The 18,122-nt window shown below is 50.0% G+C and carries 13 protein-coding genes; 9 read left to right on the top strand and 4 right to left on the bottom strand.

Features of this window, described 5'->3' with window-relative positions; translation table 11 throughout:
* Positions 1 to 332 precede the first annotated feature (332 nt).
* Positions 333 to 1,622, bottom strand: a complete 1,290-nt coding sequence (locus ACKPVM_RS10875) for a nitrate- and nitrite sensing domain-containing protein (protein WP_409309063.1) — start codon at positions 1,620 to 1,622, stop codon at positions 333 to 335.
* Between the two features lie 330 nt (positions 1,623 to 1,952).
* Here ACKPVM_RS10875 and csrD point away from each other — a divergent pair, with 330 nt between their 5' ends.
* The 8 genes from csrD to tldD all read left to right on the top strand — a co-directional run bounded on the left by csrD (position 1,953) and on the right by tldD (position 14,478).
* A complete protein-coding gene (gene csrD / locus ACKPVM_RS10880) occupies positions 1,953 to 3,893 on the top strand; it encodes an RNase E specificity factor CsrD (protein ID WP_409309064.1) in 1,941 nt (646 codons plus the stop codon).
* A 317-nt stretch (positions 3,894 to 4,210) separates the two neighbouring features.
* Positions 4,211 to 5,254, top strand: coding sequence for a rod shape-determining protein MreB (mreB, locus tag ACKPVM_RS10885; RefSeq protein WP_009114770.1), 1,044 nt, complete (start codon positions 4,211 to 4,213; stop codon positions 5,252 to 5,254).
* Positions 5,255 to 5,548: 294 nt separating this feature from the next.
* Positions 5,549 to 6,529, top strand: a complete 981-nt coding sequence (gene mreC, locus ACKPVM_RS10890; protein ID WP_409309065.1) for a rod shape-determining protein MreC — start codon at positions 5,549 to 5,551, stop codon at positions 6,527 to 6,529.
* A complete protein-coding gene (gene mreD, locus ACKPVM_RS10895; RefSeq protein WP_409309066.1) occupies positions 6,526 to 7,014 on the top strand; it encodes a rod shape-determining protein MreD in 489 nt (162 codons plus the stop codon). Before mreC ends, mreD begins: the two co-directional genes overlap by 4 nt.
* Before the next feature lie 10 nt (positions 7,015 to 7,024).
* Complete coding sequence (locus ACKPVM_RS10900; protein WP_409309067.1) at positions 7,025 to 7,618, top strand: Maf family protein; 594 nt, start codon at positions 7,025 to 7,027, stop codon at positions 7,616 to 7,618.
* Positions 7,608 to 9,077 (top strand): ribonuclease G, encoded by a 1,470-nt coding sequence (gene rng, locus ACKPVM_RS10905; RefSeq protein ID WP_409309068.1) that lies wholly within the window; start codon positions 7,608 to 7,610, stop codon positions 9,075 to 9,077. The genes ACKPVM_RS10900 and rng overlap by 11 nt, the downstream gene beginning before the upstream one ends.
* A 65-nt stretch (positions 9,078 to 9,142) precedes the next feature.
* Entirely contained in the window at positions 9,143 to 12,973 is a 3,831-nt protein-coding gene (yhdP, locus tag ACKPVM_RS10910; RefSeq protein WP_409309069.1) for an AsmA2 domain-containing protein YhdP, read from the top strand.
* 59 nt (positions 12,974 to 13,032) lie between these two features.
* Positions 13,033 to 14,478, top strand: coding sequence for a metalloprotease TldD (gene tldD / locus ACKPVM_RS10915; RefSeq protein ID WP_409309070.1), 1,446 nt, complete (start codon positions 13,033 to 13,035; stop codon positions 14,476 to 14,478).
* An 84-nt stretch (positions 14,479 to 14,562) separates the two neighbouring features.
* Here the strand turns inward: tldD and yjgA are convergent, their stop codons facing one another.
* Complete coding sequence (gene yjgA, locus ACKPVM_RS10920) at positions 14,563 to 15,114, bottom strand: ribosome biogenesis factor YjgA (protein ID WP_409309071.1); 552 nt, start codon at positions 15,112 to 15,114, stop codon at positions 14,563 to 14,565.
* A gap of 308 nt (positions 15,115 to 15,422) precedes the next feature.
* Here yjgA and pmbA point away from each other — a divergent pair, with 308 nt between their 5' ends.
* Positions 15,423 to 16,763: a metalloprotease PmbA gene (gene pmbA / locus ACKPVM_RS10925; protein WP_409309072.1), complete on the top strand. Its 1,341-nt coding sequence runs from the start codon at positions 15,423 to 15,425 to the stop codon at positions 16,761 to 16,763.
* An 84-nt stretch (positions 16,764 to 16,847) separates the two neighbouring features.
* Here pmbA and rnk read toward each other — a convergent pair whose 3' ends face one another.
* Both rnk and ACKPVM_RS10935 read right to left on the bottom strand, forming a co-directional pair.
* The gene (gene rnk / locus ACKPVM_RS10930) at positions 16,848 to 17,258 is read right to left on the bottom strand and encodes a nucleoside diphosphate kinase regulator (RefSeq protein ID WP_409309073.1); all 411 of its coding nucleotides are present in this window, start codon (positions 17,256 to 17,258) and stop codon (positions 16,848 to 16,850) included.
* A gap of 364 nt (positions 17,259 to 17,622) precedes the next feature.
* Positions 17,623 to 18,060, bottom strand: a complete 438-nt coding sequence (locus ACKPVM_RS10935) for a DUF7878 domain-containing protein (RefSeq protein WP_498044275.1) — start codon at positions 18,058 to 18,060, stop codon at positions 17,623 to 17,625.
* Positions 18,061 to 18,122 lie beyond the last annotated feature (62 nt).

Raw genomic sequence — 18,122 nt, forward strand, 5'->3', positions numbered from 1 at the left:
CTCAGGATGAGCGGCAAGGACGCCGCGAAAGCTGTTGCCGCGCAGGGAGCGCGTCAACGGCGGTCCGTTAAGAGCCTGTTTTTTTCTGAAGGTATCGCGTAGCGACGTTATTTCCGCGAAAAGCCTCGGGTCACGGGGCGGCGGCGACTGAGCGCCCCGTGTCGGGCGCGTCAACTATACGAACATATTTATGCCAAAATTTATCGCGCACGAAATTTTCACCAAGCGAATATATTCTACGTTTAGCGAATATATTCTACGTTTGAAGAAAACAAGGGGAACAATTGCACCGCCAACTGGCAGAACACGCACAGTTCATGTGCATATACCTCTTAAGGGGTATCATCGAATACATCGGCTACCGCGAGCATAGCGGTGGCGATGTCGATCAGCTTTTTATTCTGGCTCATCGCCATGCGGCGCAGGGTTTTGTAGGCCTCTTCTTCGCTTAATCCACGGTGCTGCATCAGTAAGCCTTTTGCGCGATCGATCTGTTTTCTTTCGTTCAATGTGGCTCGCAGCGCAGCTAATTCATGATCCTGCGCCTGTAAGCGCCGAGACTGTTGTTGCACCAGCGATAGCAGCGATCGTCCCAGTTGTGGGCTGACGCCATCGCTATGCAGCCAACCGGGAGGAGCGTTTTGCCCTTCCACATCGTGACCGGTGATAAATATCGAATAGCCGGGAGCGTCCTTCTCCTGCTGCGCCATCAGATCTTCGAGATCCGCCCGCTGATCGCTGCATGCTTTCTCAGCAGCCGCAATACGGGTACGGCAGCGCTGCATCAGCGTCTGCTCCAGCTCATCTTCCATCTGCTTCATTTCATCAATGCGCTGCGTAGCAATCGAAAACCAGTGCAGGCTATCGGCTTCCGATAGCTTTTCTATTGGGCTGCGAGTGCACACAATGCGGCGGAGACGCTCAAATTCGCTGTCTATCGCGATAGCATTCCAGCGCTGCTGGTTTTCTTCATCGCTAAAACTCAGAAAGGTATCGAAACAGCGCTCCTGCCGTTCAATCAAATCCAGCAGCTTTTGTCGGGTTTTCTCATCGACACTGCCCGCCCCATAGGCCGCTGCGCCAACCGCACGCTCCTGTCCTGCCAGTTCTTTCCCCTGCATAAAACTGAACATGGCAATCAGTGCGCGGGAAATGCCCGGATCGGCCGCCGTGTCCGAGACTTCAAAAACCAATGCCAGCAGATTACGAACAATATCGTTGAAAAATGTCATCGCCTGCGGTTGAGGTAGCAAACGTTGGTGAATTTGCTGACGCAGCGCGGGTAGCTGGCTCAGCGCATAGACCACGCTGGCGACACGGCTGAATAGGCGGCTCGCCTGCGGCAATTCCGCCGTCATTTTTTCTAACCCAGCCAAATGCGTCATCAGGTGCGCCTGTGCCGCCTGCGCGTCTTTCTCACGCAGCACCAGTTCATCGGCGAAAAGTCGGCCGTCAGAACACAGAAACAGGTTGGCTGTTCCTCGTTCACGCTGCAATAGATGCACAAGCTGGCTGATTTTCCCCACCAGTTCACCACTTTGCAGCAGGTAGCGCAGGCTGTTCAGCTCACATTGGCGCGAGGCAAGTAAAAATCGAATCGTCGTTGAAGGCTCCGCTACCATCGCTGTCTCTCCTGAAAAAACATATTCAGAAAGATGCAATTAGTGCGCCAGATTCATTGTTTGAGTATTGTCCGGGGAAAACCGGAATCCTGTCCCCAAATAACCTTACGGTGTTCTACGTAGGGATGGTCGACTTTTTGCGAGTGTTCTGGGAGAGGTAAAGGTGAAATCAGCGTACCATGCGGTGTCTACATGAGAAATCAGAGCATTATTCTATCAAAATCGACTAAGGGACACAGCCTAGCAGCTATATTTGTAACAGGTAGTACGCGAACGGGTAAAAGCAATACACTTTCAGAAACGGCATTATCTGGAAAATAGGACACAGGGATGGGATTAACGACCAGACTCTCTATACTCATGACGCTCCTGACAGCATTAGCGGTTGTTTTACTGCTTTCCAGCAGTCTGGCCAGCCTGTTTTATTATAGTCAGCATCGAATGTCGCAACAGATGAGAGAGGTGGTTTCCAGCATCGATCGGGCATTATCCGTGCAGTCACCTGAGAGCCTCCAATTTTGGCTACCGGCGATGATGAAAACGACGGATATCGTTGCGCTGAAAATTACGAATGCAGACTCGGTGCTGTATTCAGCTCGGTTATCTGAGGTAGAAGATCGCTATCATTATTTTTATCGCGATAGCCAATTTGCCTTAGTGAATCATATGGACACGACGGTGGTGGCGACTCATCGTAATTCCCCTTTGATGGGGACGCCTTATGTTTTGATGCCAATATTATTCGTACTTTTGGCTATCGTGTTGATGGTATCCGTCCTCTATTTATCTACCCGGTGGTTACGCCGCCACACCGTCGGGCAAGAAGAGCTGGAAAGGCGAGCACGCCGCATTCTCAACGGTGAGCGGGAATCAATTACGCAGGGATCGGTACGAGAATGGCCCGTTAACGCCAGCGGTGCTATCGATCTACTGCTATCTGACTTAACGGCCGCACGCGAAGAGCGTAGTCGTGTCGATACGTTGATTCGTGCATTTGCTGCTCAGGATGCAGAAACCGGGCTCAATAATCGCTTATTCTTCGACAATCAGTTGGCAACCCAACTGGAAGATGCTGAAGATGTCGGTACTCACGGTATCGTCATGATGATCCGGGTTCCGGATTTTGAAACGCTACAAGATATTCATGGTTATAACGGTGAATTGTCAGAATACAGGAATATGCTGGTTAACCTGTTGTCGACTTTTGTCATGCGTTATCCGGCGGCTCTGTTAGCGCGTTATTTCGATAACGATTTTACCGTGTTATTACCGCACCGAGCCCTGAAAGATGCTGATAATATTGCGGCCCAGTTAATTAAAGCCATCGATATTCTTCCTGTTACGCCACTAATTGATCGTGACGATATTCTGCATATTGGTATTTGTGCTTATCGTAGCGGGCAAAGTACCGAGCAGGTGATGGAAAGTGTAGAAGACGCGACGCGTAACGCGGTGTTACAGGGAGGCAATGGCTGGTGCGTCTTTGATCGACACGTATCGGATAAAGGCCGTGGCAGTGTGAAGTGGCGAACGTTACTGGAGCAAACGCTGGTAAGAGGTGGCCCGAGGTTATATCAAAAACCGGCCGTGACGCGGGAAAATAAGGTACACCACCGTGAGATGATGGGGCGCATCTATGATGGTGAACAGGAATTGCTCGCGGCGGAATATATGCCGTTGGTTCAGCAACTGGGGTTGACCTCCAGTTATGATCGGCAGCTTGTCTCTCGCATTTTAGTCTTGTCAGCGCGTTGGCCCGAAGAAACGCTGGCGATGCCGGTTAGCGTCGACTCGCTGTTGCAAAAGCCCTTTATCCGCTGGTTACGTGAAACATTAATGCAATGTCCGAAAAAACAGCGGCAGCACATTTTATTTGAACTTGCAGAGGCGGATGTTTGTCAATATATCGGCCGCCTGCGTCCGGTTTTAAAATTGTTACTGGGCTTGGGATGTCGTCTTGCTGTCACGCAAGCAGGATTAACATTGGTCAGTACGACTTATATCAAGTCGTTACCCGTGGAGATCATTAAGCTTCATCCGGGGCTGGTGCGTAGTCTCGATCGCCGTCCGGAAAATCAGTTATTTGTTCAAAGTCTGACAGAAGCCTGCAAAGGTACGCAGACAACCGTTTTTGCTGCAGGCGTTCGTACAAAAGAAGAGTGGCGAACGTTGTTGGATAAAGGTGTTTACGGTGGGCAGGGTGATTTTTTTGCCACTTCTCTTCCGGTAGGGGATGAGTTGAAAAAATATTCACCGCGCTATCGTGTTTAGTGTAAACGTCCTGATTAAATTGACGTAGAATGAGTCAGTTGTTGAATCGGTTAGTGTGTGCTTACGTTAGTGGCAATCCGATTAAATGTTAGATTTTATGTCCTGTGTTCGTACAATTCAGCCAGGCGGAACGCGATAATCTAGCCTACTGCTTAAGGGAGAGGCCGCAGCATGCGGGATCCTTTTAAAAGCCGATCGTACAACACAGACTTTTTTCACCGAAGCAGAGCGTTTTCGTGCCTTGTCGCTGCTTCGTGTGGTTGGTAAAGTAGGCGGATTTATTTTTCGCCCCCAGCTTGCAGGATTATCCTTTAGTTATGTTTAAGAAATTTCGTGGCATGTTTTCCAACGACTTGTCCATCGACCTGGGTACCGCCAATACCCTGATTTATGTTAAAGGGCAGGGCATCGTATTGAATGAGCCTTCCGTGGTCGCTATTCGCCAGGATCGGGCTGGCTCACCCAAAAGTGTTGCCGCTGTCGGACATGATGCTAAGCAGATGCTGGGTCGAACACCTGGTAATATCGCGGCTATTCGCCCGATGAAGGACGGCGTTATCGCCGACTTCTTCGTGACAGAGAAAATGTTGCAGCACTTTATTAAGCAAGTTCATAGCAATAGCTTTATGCGTCCAAGTCCGCGAGTGTTGGTGTGTGTGCCTGTTGGCGCAACGCAGGTAGAACGCCGTGCGATTCGCGAATCTGCGCAAGGCGCAGGGGCGCGTGAGGTCTTCTTGATTGAAGAACCTATGGCTGCTGCAATTGGTGCGGGCTTGCCGGTTTCTGAAGCCACGGGATCTATGGTGGTGGATATCGGCGGTGGTACGACGGAAGTGGCCGTTATTTCTTTGAACGGCGTCGTCTATTCTTCCTCTGTGCGTATTGGTGGTGACCGCTTCGATGAAGCGATCATCAACTATGTTCGTCGTAACTATGGTTCATTGATCGGTGAAGCGACGGCAGAACGCATCAAACATGAGATTGGCTCGGCGTATCCGGGCGATGAAGTGCTTGAGATTGAAGTGCGTGGTCGTAATCTGGCCGAAGGTGTACCACGTGGTTTTAATCTGAATTCGAATGAAATTCTGGAAGCATTGCAGGAACCGTTGACCGGCATCGTTAGCGCGGTGATGGTGGCGTTGGAACAGTGCCCACCGGAATTGGCGTCTGATATTTCTGAACGTGGTATGGTGCTGACGGGCGGTGGCGCACTTTTGCGTAACCTTGATCGTTTGCTGATGGAAGAAACTGGCATTCCGGTTGTTGTCGCCGAAGATCCACTGACCTGTGTGGCTCGTGGTGGCGGTAAAGCGTTGGAAATGATCGACATGCATGGCGGCGATTTGTTCAGCGAAGAATAATCCAGCGAATAAAAAGGGGGACCATATGGATGAAGGCGTATGTTTTTCATCCCGTGAGGTCGCCCTTTTTTTGTATGGTTTATCATGACACCTGCTTTGTCGAGAAATGCGTTACGTTATACAACATCGCCTTCTGACGATTTCATATGCTAGGTTTTTTCTGTCAACTATCCTCCGGGCTGTTGCGATGTGACCATGCTTTACTCATGAAACTCTCCTTGCGGGCCATCGCATGGCGATGTTGAAAAGTGCCGTTGGCAATTTGAGATTGCTGCCGAGGAATACACGAATTTTATGAAGCCGATTTTTAGCAGGGGGCCTTCCCTGCAGTTACGACTTTTTCTCGCTGTGGTTACCGCGATGTCTGTGATGATTGCTGACAGTCGGCTCGGCACGTTCACTAAAATCAGGACGTACATGGATACGGCGGTCAGCCCTTTTTATTTCCTGGCTAATGGTCCACGCGAGGTGCTGGATAATGTTTCTGCATCTTTAGCTACCCGCGAACAACTTGGGGTTGAAAATACAGCGCTTCGTCAGGAATTACTGATGAAGAACAGCGATTTACTGCTGTTGGGGCAGCTTAAGCAGGAAAACGCTCGCTTACGTGAGCTTCTGGGCTCGCCGTTACGTCAGGACGAACAGAAAATGGTGACGCAGGTTATTTCTGCGGGAACCGACCCTTACAGCGATCAGGTCGTTATTGATAAGGGGCTAACGAACGGCGTGTATGAAGGCCAGCCGGTTATCAGCGATAAAGGTGTGGTAGGACAGGTTGTTGCGGTAGGGCAACTCACCAGCCGGGTGTTATTGATTTGTGACGTTTCCCACGCGTTGCCGATTCAGGTGCTGCGCAATGATATTCGCGTAATTGCCGCAGGGAATAGCTGCACCGATGACCTGCAACTTGAGCATCTACCCAATAATACGGATATTCGTGTTGGCGATGTGTTAGTGACGTCAGGATTAGGCGGACGTTTTCCCGAGGGGTACCCGGTTGCCGTTGTGTCGTCGGTAAAAGTGGATACTCAGCGAGCTTATACCATTATTCAGGCTCGCCCGACGGCCGGATTGCAGCGTTTACGTTATCTGTTATTGCTATGGGGCGTAGACAGAAATAACAGCACCGCGTTACCGCCGGGAGAGGTTCACCGTGTTGCCAATGAGCGGTTGATGCAAATGATGCCGCAGGTGTTGCCGTCTCCAGATGAAATGGGGCCACCGCCACCGCCGCTCAATACGCCTGCTCCAGGTCAATCGGGAGGCCAGCAATGAACCGTTACCGCAGACATGGCAACTGGATTATTTGGCTCTCATTTTTAATCGCCATGGTGTTGCAGATTATGCCGTGGCCGGATGAAATCTACGTCTATCGACCTTCCTGGCTCACGTTGTTTTTGATTTATTGGGTGATGGCGTTGCCGCATCGGGTTAATGTGGGCACTGGATTCATGCTCGGCATGGTGATGGATCTGATTTTAGGGTCGACATTGGGCGTCCGTGCGCTGGCGCTTAGTATTGTTGCGTATTTAGTGGCATTTAAATTTCAGCTTTTCAGGAATATGGCATTATGGCAACAGGCGCTGATTGTCATGTTGTTGTCGTTATTGATGGATTTGATTGTCTTTTGGGCTGAATTTTTGGTGATAAATGTTTCATTCAGACCAGAAACATTTTGGAATAGTGTGGTTGACGGTGTTTTGTGGCCGTGGTTGTTCCTGCTGATGCGCAAGATACGTCGCCAGTTTACTGTGCAATAAAAGGTTAATCATGATTCAGCTTTATCTGGCATCCGCATCGCCGCGCCGCAGGGAATTGTTATCGCTGCTGAATATCCCTTTTGCCGTGCTAAATACTTCGGTGGAAGAACAGCGTTTGCCTGATGAAACGGCAGAAACCTATGTTCGTCGATTAGCATATGAAAAAGCGGTAGCGGGTGTATTGGCTGCGCCTGACGATGTGCCAGTGCTTGGTGCGGATACCATCGTGGTATTGAACGGACAAGTGTTGGAAAAACCTCATGATGCGCAGCATGCGGATCGCATGCTGACGATGCTTTCTGGACAACAGCATCAGGTGATGACGGCGGTGGCAATGGCCGACAGAAAGGATTCCCTGACGATGTTGGTCACAACCGATGTGGTATTCCGTACGCTTTCTCAACAAGATATCGCCACGTATATCGCCAGCGGCGAGCCGATGGACAAGGCGGGAGCCTATGGCATTCAGGGCAAAGGAGGATGCTTTGTCCGGTCGCTCAACGGGAGCTATCACGCAGTGGTAGGATTACCATTGGTAGAGACCCATGAGCTGTTCAGTAATTTTGCTGCATTGCGACAGGCAAGAGGAAAACATGACTGCTGAGTTACTGGTAAACGTCACGCCTTCAGAAACACGGGTTGCCTACATTGACGGTGGCATTCTGCAGGAAATCCATATTGAGCGCGAAGCGAAACGCGGCATTGTCGGTAATATATATAAAGGCCGAGTGAGCCGCGTGTTGCCGGGAATGCAGGCGGCTTTTATCGATATCGGGCTGGATAAAGCCGCTTTTTTACATGCCTCCGATATTATGCCGCATACGGAGTGCGTTGCCGGAGACGAACAGAAAAACTTTCACGTCCGTGATATCGCCGAGTTGGTCCGTCAGGGTCAGGATCTGATGGTTCAGGTTGTCAAAGATCCGTTGGGTACCAAAGGGGCCCGTTTGACAACGGATATTACACTGCCATCACGTTATCTGGTCTTTATGCCCGGAGCATCACACGTTGGGGTGTCGCAGCGTATTGAAAGTGAAGATGAGCGTGAGCGTTTAAAAAAGACGGTGGCGGATTATTGTGACGATCAAGGCGGCTTTATTATTCGCACCGCAGCGGAAGGAATTGGCGAGGAAGAGTTATCTCAGGATGCAGCGTTTCTGAAACGCTTATGGGGCAAGGTGATGGAGCGTAAGAAACGCAACCAGACCAAATATAAGCTCTATGGCGAAGTCGCGTTAGCCCAACGTATTTTGCGTGATTTTGCAGGGGCGGCGTTGGATCGTATCCGCGTTGACTCCAAGCTTACTTATGATTCGCTGTTGGAGTTTACCGCTGAATATATTCCGGAAATGACCAGTAAGCTGGAACATTATGCAGGTAAACAGCCGATTTTCGATTTGTTTGATGTGGAAAATGAAATTCAGCGCTCGCTGGATAGAAAAGTCGAGTTGAAATCGGGTGGGTATTTGATTATCGATCAAACGGAAGCGATGACGACCGTTGATATCAATACCGGCGCGTTTGTTGGTCATCGTAATCTTGATGAGACCATTTTTAACACCAACATCGAAGCGACGCAGGCGATAGCACGGCAACTGCGTTTGCGTAATCTTGGTGGCATTATCATTATCGATTTCATTGATATGAATAATGAGGATCATCGTCGGCGTGTTTTGCATTCTCTGGAGCAGGCGCTGAGTAAAGATCGGGTAAAAACCAGTATTAATGGCTTCTCCCAACTAGGATTAGTGGAGATGACGCGTAAGCGAACCCGTGAGAGTATAGAGCATGTGTTGTGTCATGAATGCCCAACCTGCCATGGACGTGGTACGGTGAAAACCGTCGAGAGCGTTTGTTATGAGATCATGCGCGAAATTGTGCGCGTTCATCATGCTTATGACACCGATCGCTTTTTGGTTTACGCCTCGCCTGCCGTTGGGGAAGCTCTTAAAAGCGAAGAGTCGCATGCACTGGCTGAAGTGGAAATTTTTGTCGGTAAACAGGTCAAAGTACAGATTGAGCCTTTGTATAGTCAGGAACAGTTTGACGTAGTAATGATGTAAATCGTGATGATGATGTCAGAGAGTCGCGAATCCTCGTCGTCATCAACGAAAACAAGGAGAAATACGTGAGGCGACTGCCCGGAATATTATTCGTCACGGGCGCCACTCTTATTGTGATGGTTGCGCTGTTAGTCAGCGGTTTAAGATTGGTGCTGCCACAGCTCGATCACTTCCGGCCACAGTTGGTGGCGTGGGCACAGTCTGTCTCTGGCGTTCCGCTGGAGATTGGGACGATAAACGGGCGCTGGGAATCGTTTGGCCCGACGCTTGAAGTGGATAATTTTCAGACCACGTTGCCAGAATCCACCTGGCAGGTTGAACGAATTACGCTAGCACTGGATGTGTGGCAATCTCTATTGCACGGACGTTGGCAGTTTCGCGATCTGACTTTCCATCAATCCCGCATTGATATTAATACGCAACTGAATGAGCAAGGCGGCGAGCGTTCACGTTCTCTATTCGAACAGGAAAAGCTTAACGATCTTTTCTTGCGTCAGTTCGATCATTTTGATCTACGTAACAGCCGTATCTCTTTTCTCACGCCTTCTGGCGCGCGCGCAGAACTGCATATTCCACAACTAACCTGGTTAAATACCGATAATCGGCACCGTGCTGAGGGGCAGATCAGTCTGTCGAGCTTTAACGGCCAGCACGGTGTGGTGCAGGTAAGAATGGATTTACAGGATAATCAGGGGTTGCTGGATAGCGGTACGCTGTATCTACAGGCAGATAATATTGACATGAAGCCTTGGCTCAGCCGCTGGATGAAGAACAATACCGGGTTGGAAAGTGCAGATTTCAGTCTGGCAGCCTGGTTAAACATGCGGGATGGGATGATCCATGGTGGCGACGTGTTACTCAATCAGGGCGCCGCAACCTGGAAAGACGATGAAAACGATCACCGGATGAGCGTTGAAGCGATGTCTTTACATGTAAGGCGTCAGGAAAATGGCTGGCAGATGGATATTCCTGCGCTGAATGTGGCTACCGATGGTGTCGCGTGGCCGAAAGGCCAGCTATCAGCGCTCTGGCTACCGAAAAATGAAGCCATGTTGGGGCCGGATCATCAGGAAGAACTGAGTATTCGAGCCACCCACCTTGAATTGGAACGTATTGCCTCATTGCTGCCTTTGTTGTCTACCACTACGCCTACGCTGAAAACGCGTTGGGCGTCATTACAGCCGAAAGGAACGCTTGAGTCGTTAGCATTGGATATTCCGTTACAGCAGCCTGAAAAGAGCCGTTTTCAGGGGCGCTGGCGGGATGTCAGTTGGCAACAATGGTCGTATTTACCAGGCATCAATCATTTTTCAGGTGCGGTGAAGGGGAGCGCTGAACAGGGACAGTTGGATATCGAACTGCTCGATAGCACGTTGCCTTATGGTGAGATGTTTCGTGCCCCGCTGGAGGTTGGTCAGGCGAAAGGCACAATTGGCTGGCGCAATAACCCACAAGGTTGGGAATTATGGAGTGATGGGCTGGATATTCAGGCCAAATCGCTGTGGGCTAACGGTGATTTCCATTATCGTCATCCTGAAACGGGTGAACCCAAACTGGATATTCTGGCGGGTATTCGCCTGACTGACGCGGCAGAGGCGTGGCGTTACTATCCAGAGCCTTTCATGGGCAAGGAATTAGTCGATTACCTGAGCGGCGCGCTCAAGGGTGGACAGGTGGATAACGCAACCCTGATTTTTGCCGGTAACCCACAGCATTTCCCCTATGTGCATAATGAAGGGCAATTTGAAGTCTGGGTGCCGGTTAAAAATGCGGTATTTGAGTTTGAACCCGGCTGGCCAGCGTTAACTCAGTTGGATATTAACCTCGATTTTGTCAATAACGGTCTGTGGATGTTTGCGCCGCAGGCGTGGTTAGGCAAGGTAGAAGGTAAGAACATCAGCGCGATCATTCCTGATTATCAGAAAGAGAAGTTACTGATAGAGGGTGAACTGGACGGCCTAGGTCCTGAGGTGAATCACTACTTTCAGCAGACGCCTCTGAAGTCATCCGTGGGGGCGGCGCTGGAAGAGTTAAAAATTACTGGCCCGGTGAAAGGTTCACTGCACCTTGATATTCCGCTGGATGGCGACGATGTGCGTGCCAGTGGAGACATTGCATTAAATAATAATGAGTTATACGTCAATCCACTGGACATCACGGTAAAAAATCTCACGGGTCGCTTCCACTATGATAACGGTAATTTACGCAGCGAAACGTTAAATGCTCATTGGCTTGGGCAACCGATGCAGGTGGATTTCACAACAGAAGAGCAGGAAAACGCATTTCTGGTGAACGTCGGGCTGAAAGGTGTGTGGGATCCCTCTCGTGTGTCAGGTATGCCGAAGCCACTTGCCAGTCAGGTTTCGGGAGCGGCTGATTGGCGCAGTGCGGTGGCTATCACGTTACCCTATAAGGGGAAAACAACTTACAACGTTGATATTAATGCCGATCTCACAAAAGTAAGCAGTCACTTACCTCGCCCGTTAAATAAGGCCGCGGGTGAGCGTTTACCTTTACAGATCGGCGCAACCGGAGACTTACACGGGTTCACGTTGAATGGTCTGGTTGGCAAAGATCATCGGTTCAACAGCCAGTGGTTACTGAAAGGAAATACCGTTACGTTGGCACGAGGGAGTTGGAAAAGTGGTGCGGATTCGCAACCTGCATTGCCGGAAAACTCATCGTTAGTGCTTGATCTGCCTGCATTGGATGGTGAGAGTTGGCTTGGGTTATTGCCCTCTGCGCGTTCATCCGTTGGCGGTAACGGTGTAGGCGGAAGTTTCCACTTCCCGACAGAAGTGACGTTACGTACACCGGAGCTGCAACTGCTGGGGCAACAGTGGCATGATTTATCGATTGTCAGCCAAAATCGTCTGAACGGTAGCGAAGTGGTTGCTCTGGGGCGTGAAATTGACGCTACGCTTGAGATACCGCATCGTGGACTATGGCGTGCCGATATTCGCCATCTTTACTACAATCCGCAATGGAAAGGCAATGAAGCCACTAACCCGGTGGCGCTGGCTGAGAAAACATCACCGCTAAATGATCCGAGTATCAGCTTTCAGGATTGGCCTGCGTTACACCTTAATTGCCAGCAATGCTGGATTGTCGGACAGAATTTAGGGCGTATTCAGGGAACGCTACAGCCAGAGGCCGACCGTCTCACGCTGAGTGAAGGAGTGATTGATACGGGCAAGGCACGGCTGACGGTAAACGGCAGCTGGCAGGAAAATGCCGAAGGTGTGCGCACCGCATTGAAAGGCCGTCTGACGGGCGACAGTCTGGTACAAAATGCAGACTGGTTCGGCGTAAATACCCCACTACGTGCTGGCTCGTTCGATGTAGATTACGATCTTTACTGGCGTGGAACCCCTTGGTCACCGGATATCGCTAGCCTGAGCGGGATTCTTCATACCCGAATAGGAAAAGGTGAAATTGCGGAAGTGGGAACAGGTCAGGCGGGTCAACTGCTGCGCTTGGTCAGCTTTGATGCATTGTTGCGCAAGCTTCGCTTTGACTTTAGCGATACCTTTGGCAAGGGCTTTTATTTTGATGGTATCCGCAGCACGGCGTGGATTAAAGATGGGGTGTTACATACCGACGATATGTTAATTGATGGGCTGGAAGCGGATATTGCCATGAAGGGTGACGTTGATTTAGTCCAGCGACAGGTCGATATTGAAGCGGTCATTGCACCAGAAATTTCCGCGACCGTGGGTGTGGCTACCGCTTTTGCGGTCAATCCGGTGGTCGGTGCGGCGGTCTTTGCTGCCAGTAAGGTATTGGCTCCACTATGGAACAAGATTTCGCTGATCCGTTACCACATTTCCGGTAGCATCGATCAGCCGAAGATTCAGGAAGTCTTACGCGAGCCGAGTAAGAAGAAAAGCGAATAGCGATAGGGTGGCTAGCGTCGTGCGTTCACCTGATTTCATTTAATAAAGAGTGAAAAAATATGAGTCTGTCGTTTGTCAGTGAGCAATTACTCACCGCTAACAAATTGAACCTTAATGACCTTTCTTCCATATTGGGGTTATTAAATGAGCGTCGCCTTGATTATGCCGACCTGTATTTTCAGTCCAGCTATCATGAGTCGTGGGTGTTGGAAGATCACATCATTAAGGACGGCTCATATCATATCGATCAGGGTGTTGGTATCCGTGCGATTGATGGCGAAAAAACGGGGTTTGCTTATGCCGATCAAATTACGCTGAATGCGCTACATCAAAGTGCGCAGGCCGCGCGTAGTATTGTTCGTGAACAAGGCAATGGAAAACGGCACACGCTAGGCGAGGTACCGCATCCAACGCTATATCCCCAACTTAATCCGCTCGATAGCCTGACGCGTGAGGAAAAGATTGCGCTGCTGCAACGTGCGGATGCCGTCGCCCGCGCTGCGGATAATCGTGTTCAGGAGGTAACGGCCAGCTTGACCGGCGTGTATGAACTGGTGCTGGTCGCGGCGACGGATGGAACGCTTGCTGCCGATGTTCGCCCCCTGGTGCGCCTGTCAGTAAGCGTTTTGGTTGAGTCGGATGGTAAACGTGAGCGCGGTGCCAGCGGTGGTGGTTCTCGAGGTGGCTATCACTACTTCTGGGAAACGGTTGATGGTGAACCTCGTGTGGAAGCTTGGGCAAAAGAAGCGGTGCGTATGGCGTTGGTTAATCTGTCTGCGATTGCTGCGCCTGCGGGATCGATGCCTGTCGTTCTAGGTTCAGGGTGGCCGGGAGTCTTGTTACATGAAGCGGTTGGGCACGGTCTGGAAGGTGATTTCAACCGCCGTGGGACTTCCGTGTTTAGTGGGCAGATGGGGAAACCGGTGGCGTCTGCGCTTTGCACCGTGGTGGATGACGGTACGATAGCGGGTCGTCGTGGCTCATTGGCGATGGACGATGAAGGTGTGCCGGGCCAGTATAACGTACTGATTGAGAACGGCATTTTGAAAGGCTACATGCAGGACAAACTAAACGCCCGCTTGATGGGCGTAGCGCCAACAGGGAATGGACGACGCGAATCTTATGCCCACTTACCTATGCCGCGTATGACGAACACGTATATGCTGGCGGGGCAATCAACGCCAGAAGAGATTATCGCCAGCGTGGAATATGGTTTGTACGCGCCAAACTTCGGTGGTGGTCAGGTGGATATTACGTCCGGTAAGTTTGTGTTCTCAACGTCAGAAGCTTATCTGATTGAGAATGGCCGTGTGAGCACGCCGGTAAAAGGTGCCACGTTGATTGGTTCCGGTATTGAAGCCATGCAGCAAATTTCCATGGTTGGTAACGATCTGGCGCTGGATAAAGGCGTTGGCGTATGCGGCAAAGAAGGGCAGAGTTTACCTGTCGGTGTTGGTCAGCCGACGCTGAAGCTGGAAAGCCTCACGGTGGGTGGCACGGCATAACCGGTCAATCTCTACCGTTGCAACAAAAAACCGCGCACTGGCAGACAGGCGCGGTTTTTTGTTGGTCACTTCTAGACGGGATGTTTATGCATCACCTTCTGACAACTCTCGCAGGTATTGAAAGATCTGCCGGAGTGATTTTGGTGGTTTATTTGTCGCTTTCTCTTTTTGCGCGTTGCGCACCAGTGAGCGTAACTGCTGGCGATCAGCATGGGGATAAAGCGCTAAAACATCAGGAATCGCATCATCGCCTTCGGCGATCAGACGATCGCGTAGCGCTTCGAGCTTGTGAAAAACGACTACCTGCTGGTTGTGACGGTTTTTGAGTTTATCCAGCGCAGCCTGAATAGGCTCAGGATCGCGGGCGCGCAGCAATTTACCAATCAGTTGCAGTTGTCGGCGGCGACCTTCTTTTTTAATGCGCTGCGCTAATTCAACGGCAGCCCGCAGATCATCGTCCAGCGGGATTTTTTCCAGCGCGTTTTTGCCCAGATCCACCAATTCAGCACCGAGTTCTTTTAACGCTTCAGCATCGCGCTTTATTTCGCTTTTACTGACCCAGATAATTTCGTCATCATCATCGTCTTCCTGATTATCTGGGACGTCATTCAGCCAGTCTTCGGGTTTTTGCTTCATGGGTGGCTCCTAAAAATATCCGAGGGGGAGAAGTATGATTGCAGTACATGACAACCCCGGAACGGCGGACAGCGTGCCCACCATAAAAAAGAGGCTGATACTAACAGGTTTGGGCTTTGTGCGAAATTGTCTGTAGATCCTGTTAGACTCAGGAACACTATGCTACACCTTTTTATGCAGATGGATGACGGTAGATCGCGTGGAAATATTTCATGTGAGGCAGAGGTTCTATCGTGCGGTATGCCAGCAATGTGTGTCGGCTCTGCGTCATCTGTCGAAATGATCCACCCACATATTATGGCAGAACAATGACAATAATCACTCAGGTTGCACAACAGCGCGAAGCGTTGGAACAAGCGGTTGCACAGGCACTGGAGCTCGCGCGAATGGGGTCTGATGCGGCTGAGGTTGCGGTGTCTAGAACGACGGGCATTGGCGTGAGTACGCGTTATGGTGAAGTTGAAAATGTTGAGTTTAACAGTGATGGGGCGTTGGGTATTACGGTGTACTACCAGCAACGTAAAGGCAGTGCGTCATCAACCGATCTAAACCCGGATGCTATCGCGCGTACCGTGCAGGCTGCGCTGGATATTGCCCGTTATACTTCCGCCGATCCTTGTGCTGGACCGGCAGATAAAGATCTGTTGGCTTTCGATGCGCCAGATTTGGATCTGTTTCATCCGGCAGAATTGGACGCCGAGCGAGGTATTGAGCTTGCTGCTCGTGCCGAGCAGGCGGCATTAAAGGTTGATAAACGGATCACTAATACTGAAGGTGGCAGTTTTAATAGTCATTACGGTATTAAGGTCTTTGGTAATAGCCACGGTATGCTGCAAAGCTATTGTTCCAGTCGCCATTCCATGTCGAGCTGTGTGATTGCCGAAGTGAATGGAGAGATGGAGCGTGATTATGCCTACACCATTGGCCGTTCATTGGAGGATTTGCAATCGCCAGAGTGGGTGGGGGAAGAGTGTGCTCGCCGCACGCTATCACGCCTGTCTCCGCGTAAGCTACCTACGATGCAAGCACCGATATTGTTTTCAGCCGAGGTGGCAACAGGGCTGTTTGGTCATCTGGTTGGTGCCATTAGCGGTGGCAGCGTGTATCGCAAGTCGACGTTCTTGTTGGATAAGCTAGGACAGCAGATTCTACCGGAATGGCTGACGATTGAAGAACTCCCCCATTTGCGCAAAGGATTGGCTTCAACGCCATTTGACAGTGAAGGTGTTCGAACTCAACGGCGTGAGATTGTAAAAAATGGTGTTCTGCAAACCTGGTTGTTGACCAGCTATGCGGCGCGCAAATTGGGTATGAAGAGCACGGGGCATGCGGGCGGTATCCATAACTGGCGTATTGCCGGGCAAGGCCTTGATTTTGATGGTCTGCTCAAACAAATGGGTAAAGGTTTGCTGGTAACCGAGCTCATGGGGCAGGGCGTCAGCGGTGTGACGGGTGATTATTCCCGTGGCACATCCGGTTTCTGGGTGGAAAATGGTGAAATTCAGTATCCGGTGAGTGAAATCACGATTGCGGGTAATCTGAAGGATATGTTGCGTAATATTGTCACGGTAGGAAACGACATAGAAACACGTAGTAATATCCAGTGCGGCTCGGTATTGCTGCCTGAAATGAAGATTGCGGGAGAATAATTCGGTTTGTTTTCTCAACGCTGAGAACCGTCACCGTCGGCATTGTCCGACGGTTTGTCATTTTTTCTGCTGCGCGGTCACCGCTTAGCGATGGTATTCACCCGCAGCTTCAGGCTGATAAAGCAACTCCAGCACTTCGATATGTGTTTCTTCCCCATTCGGCAACTGCCAGACAATGGTATTCCCCACATGCATTCCCAGCAGTGCCGCCCCCAGAGGAGCCATGACAGACAAATGTTCTTTGCTGTCTTTCACGGTTGCCGGATAAACCAGCGTGCGGATGTGTTCCTCATTAGCGATCAGATCGCGGAAACGCACCCGACTGTTCATCGTGACCACATCCGAAGGGATATTGGCGGAAGGTAAGATCTCCGCACGATCAAGCTCGTCATTCAAAGCCTGAGCGATATTGCTGCCAGCAAAAGCGGGCTGCTCCAGTAACATATCCAGACGTTCTGCGTCCAATTCACTGATTGTCAGGTTAGGTTTCGTCATACTCCTCTCCAGTTGTTATTTCCAGATGACGTAAAAGCAACACCCCCGCGCCAGTGGAGCGGGGGTGTATAAGAAAAATAGATGTAAGAGGATAGTAGGTGCTTCTGAGGAGAAAGAAAAGAGATCTCTATCACGAAGGACAGTAAACTCCCCGTATCATTGGGCTATTTCTGACATGGGAATACTTCCTATGCAATATAATTCATTGAATAATAATGGTTTTAAATCGACGCTTGTCGAGTTTGTTAACATGCTCGACCAGCGTTGGTCAGGCTAGCCCTTTGCTTGTACCTGCTATGAATTGGTTGCGGTCAGTTTCAGCTTTACGGTGTTCAATCGCGTTGTGTCCAGAGTCGTGCTGCACTCAATCAGCGTCGTATAAAACGATGCCGTCACGACTAAAATGAATATTATTATTTTTCAATTCACTGAATAAAGTAGAGATGAAGCATTCAGCTTGCTTAACAAAGTTAATATAACTCATGTTTTCGTAATACGTGTCACACCAAACGCTGGACAATCTCCAGCCGCTTTGATTTTCCTGGAAGGATAATATAGGCCCATCTTCATAGTCCATTGAGTAATAGATAAAATCGCCGCTTCCTGCTGATATCCAGTCAGTTAGCTCTTTAGCTAACTCAAGTAATAAAATACCGGATTCGTTAAAAAATACGTCATCATTTATTTCTATTAGTAAGTGGCCTTCTATTTCTGATAATAGTTTCGGTCCAGAATGACGAGAGCGGATAATTATGCTATTAAAATAAATTTTTATTTTTTGTTTGTCGTAAAAGTATTCCATATTTTTCAATTAGTCCATCGAAACTAACGTTTCGCGTTGTGAAATACGTTAAGTTTTTTCCT

Source organism: Pectobacterium hainanensis (genome assembly GCF_046237015.1).
GTDB lineage: Bacteria > Pseudomonadota > Gammaproteobacteria > Enterobacterales > Enterobacteriaceae > JBJYIN01.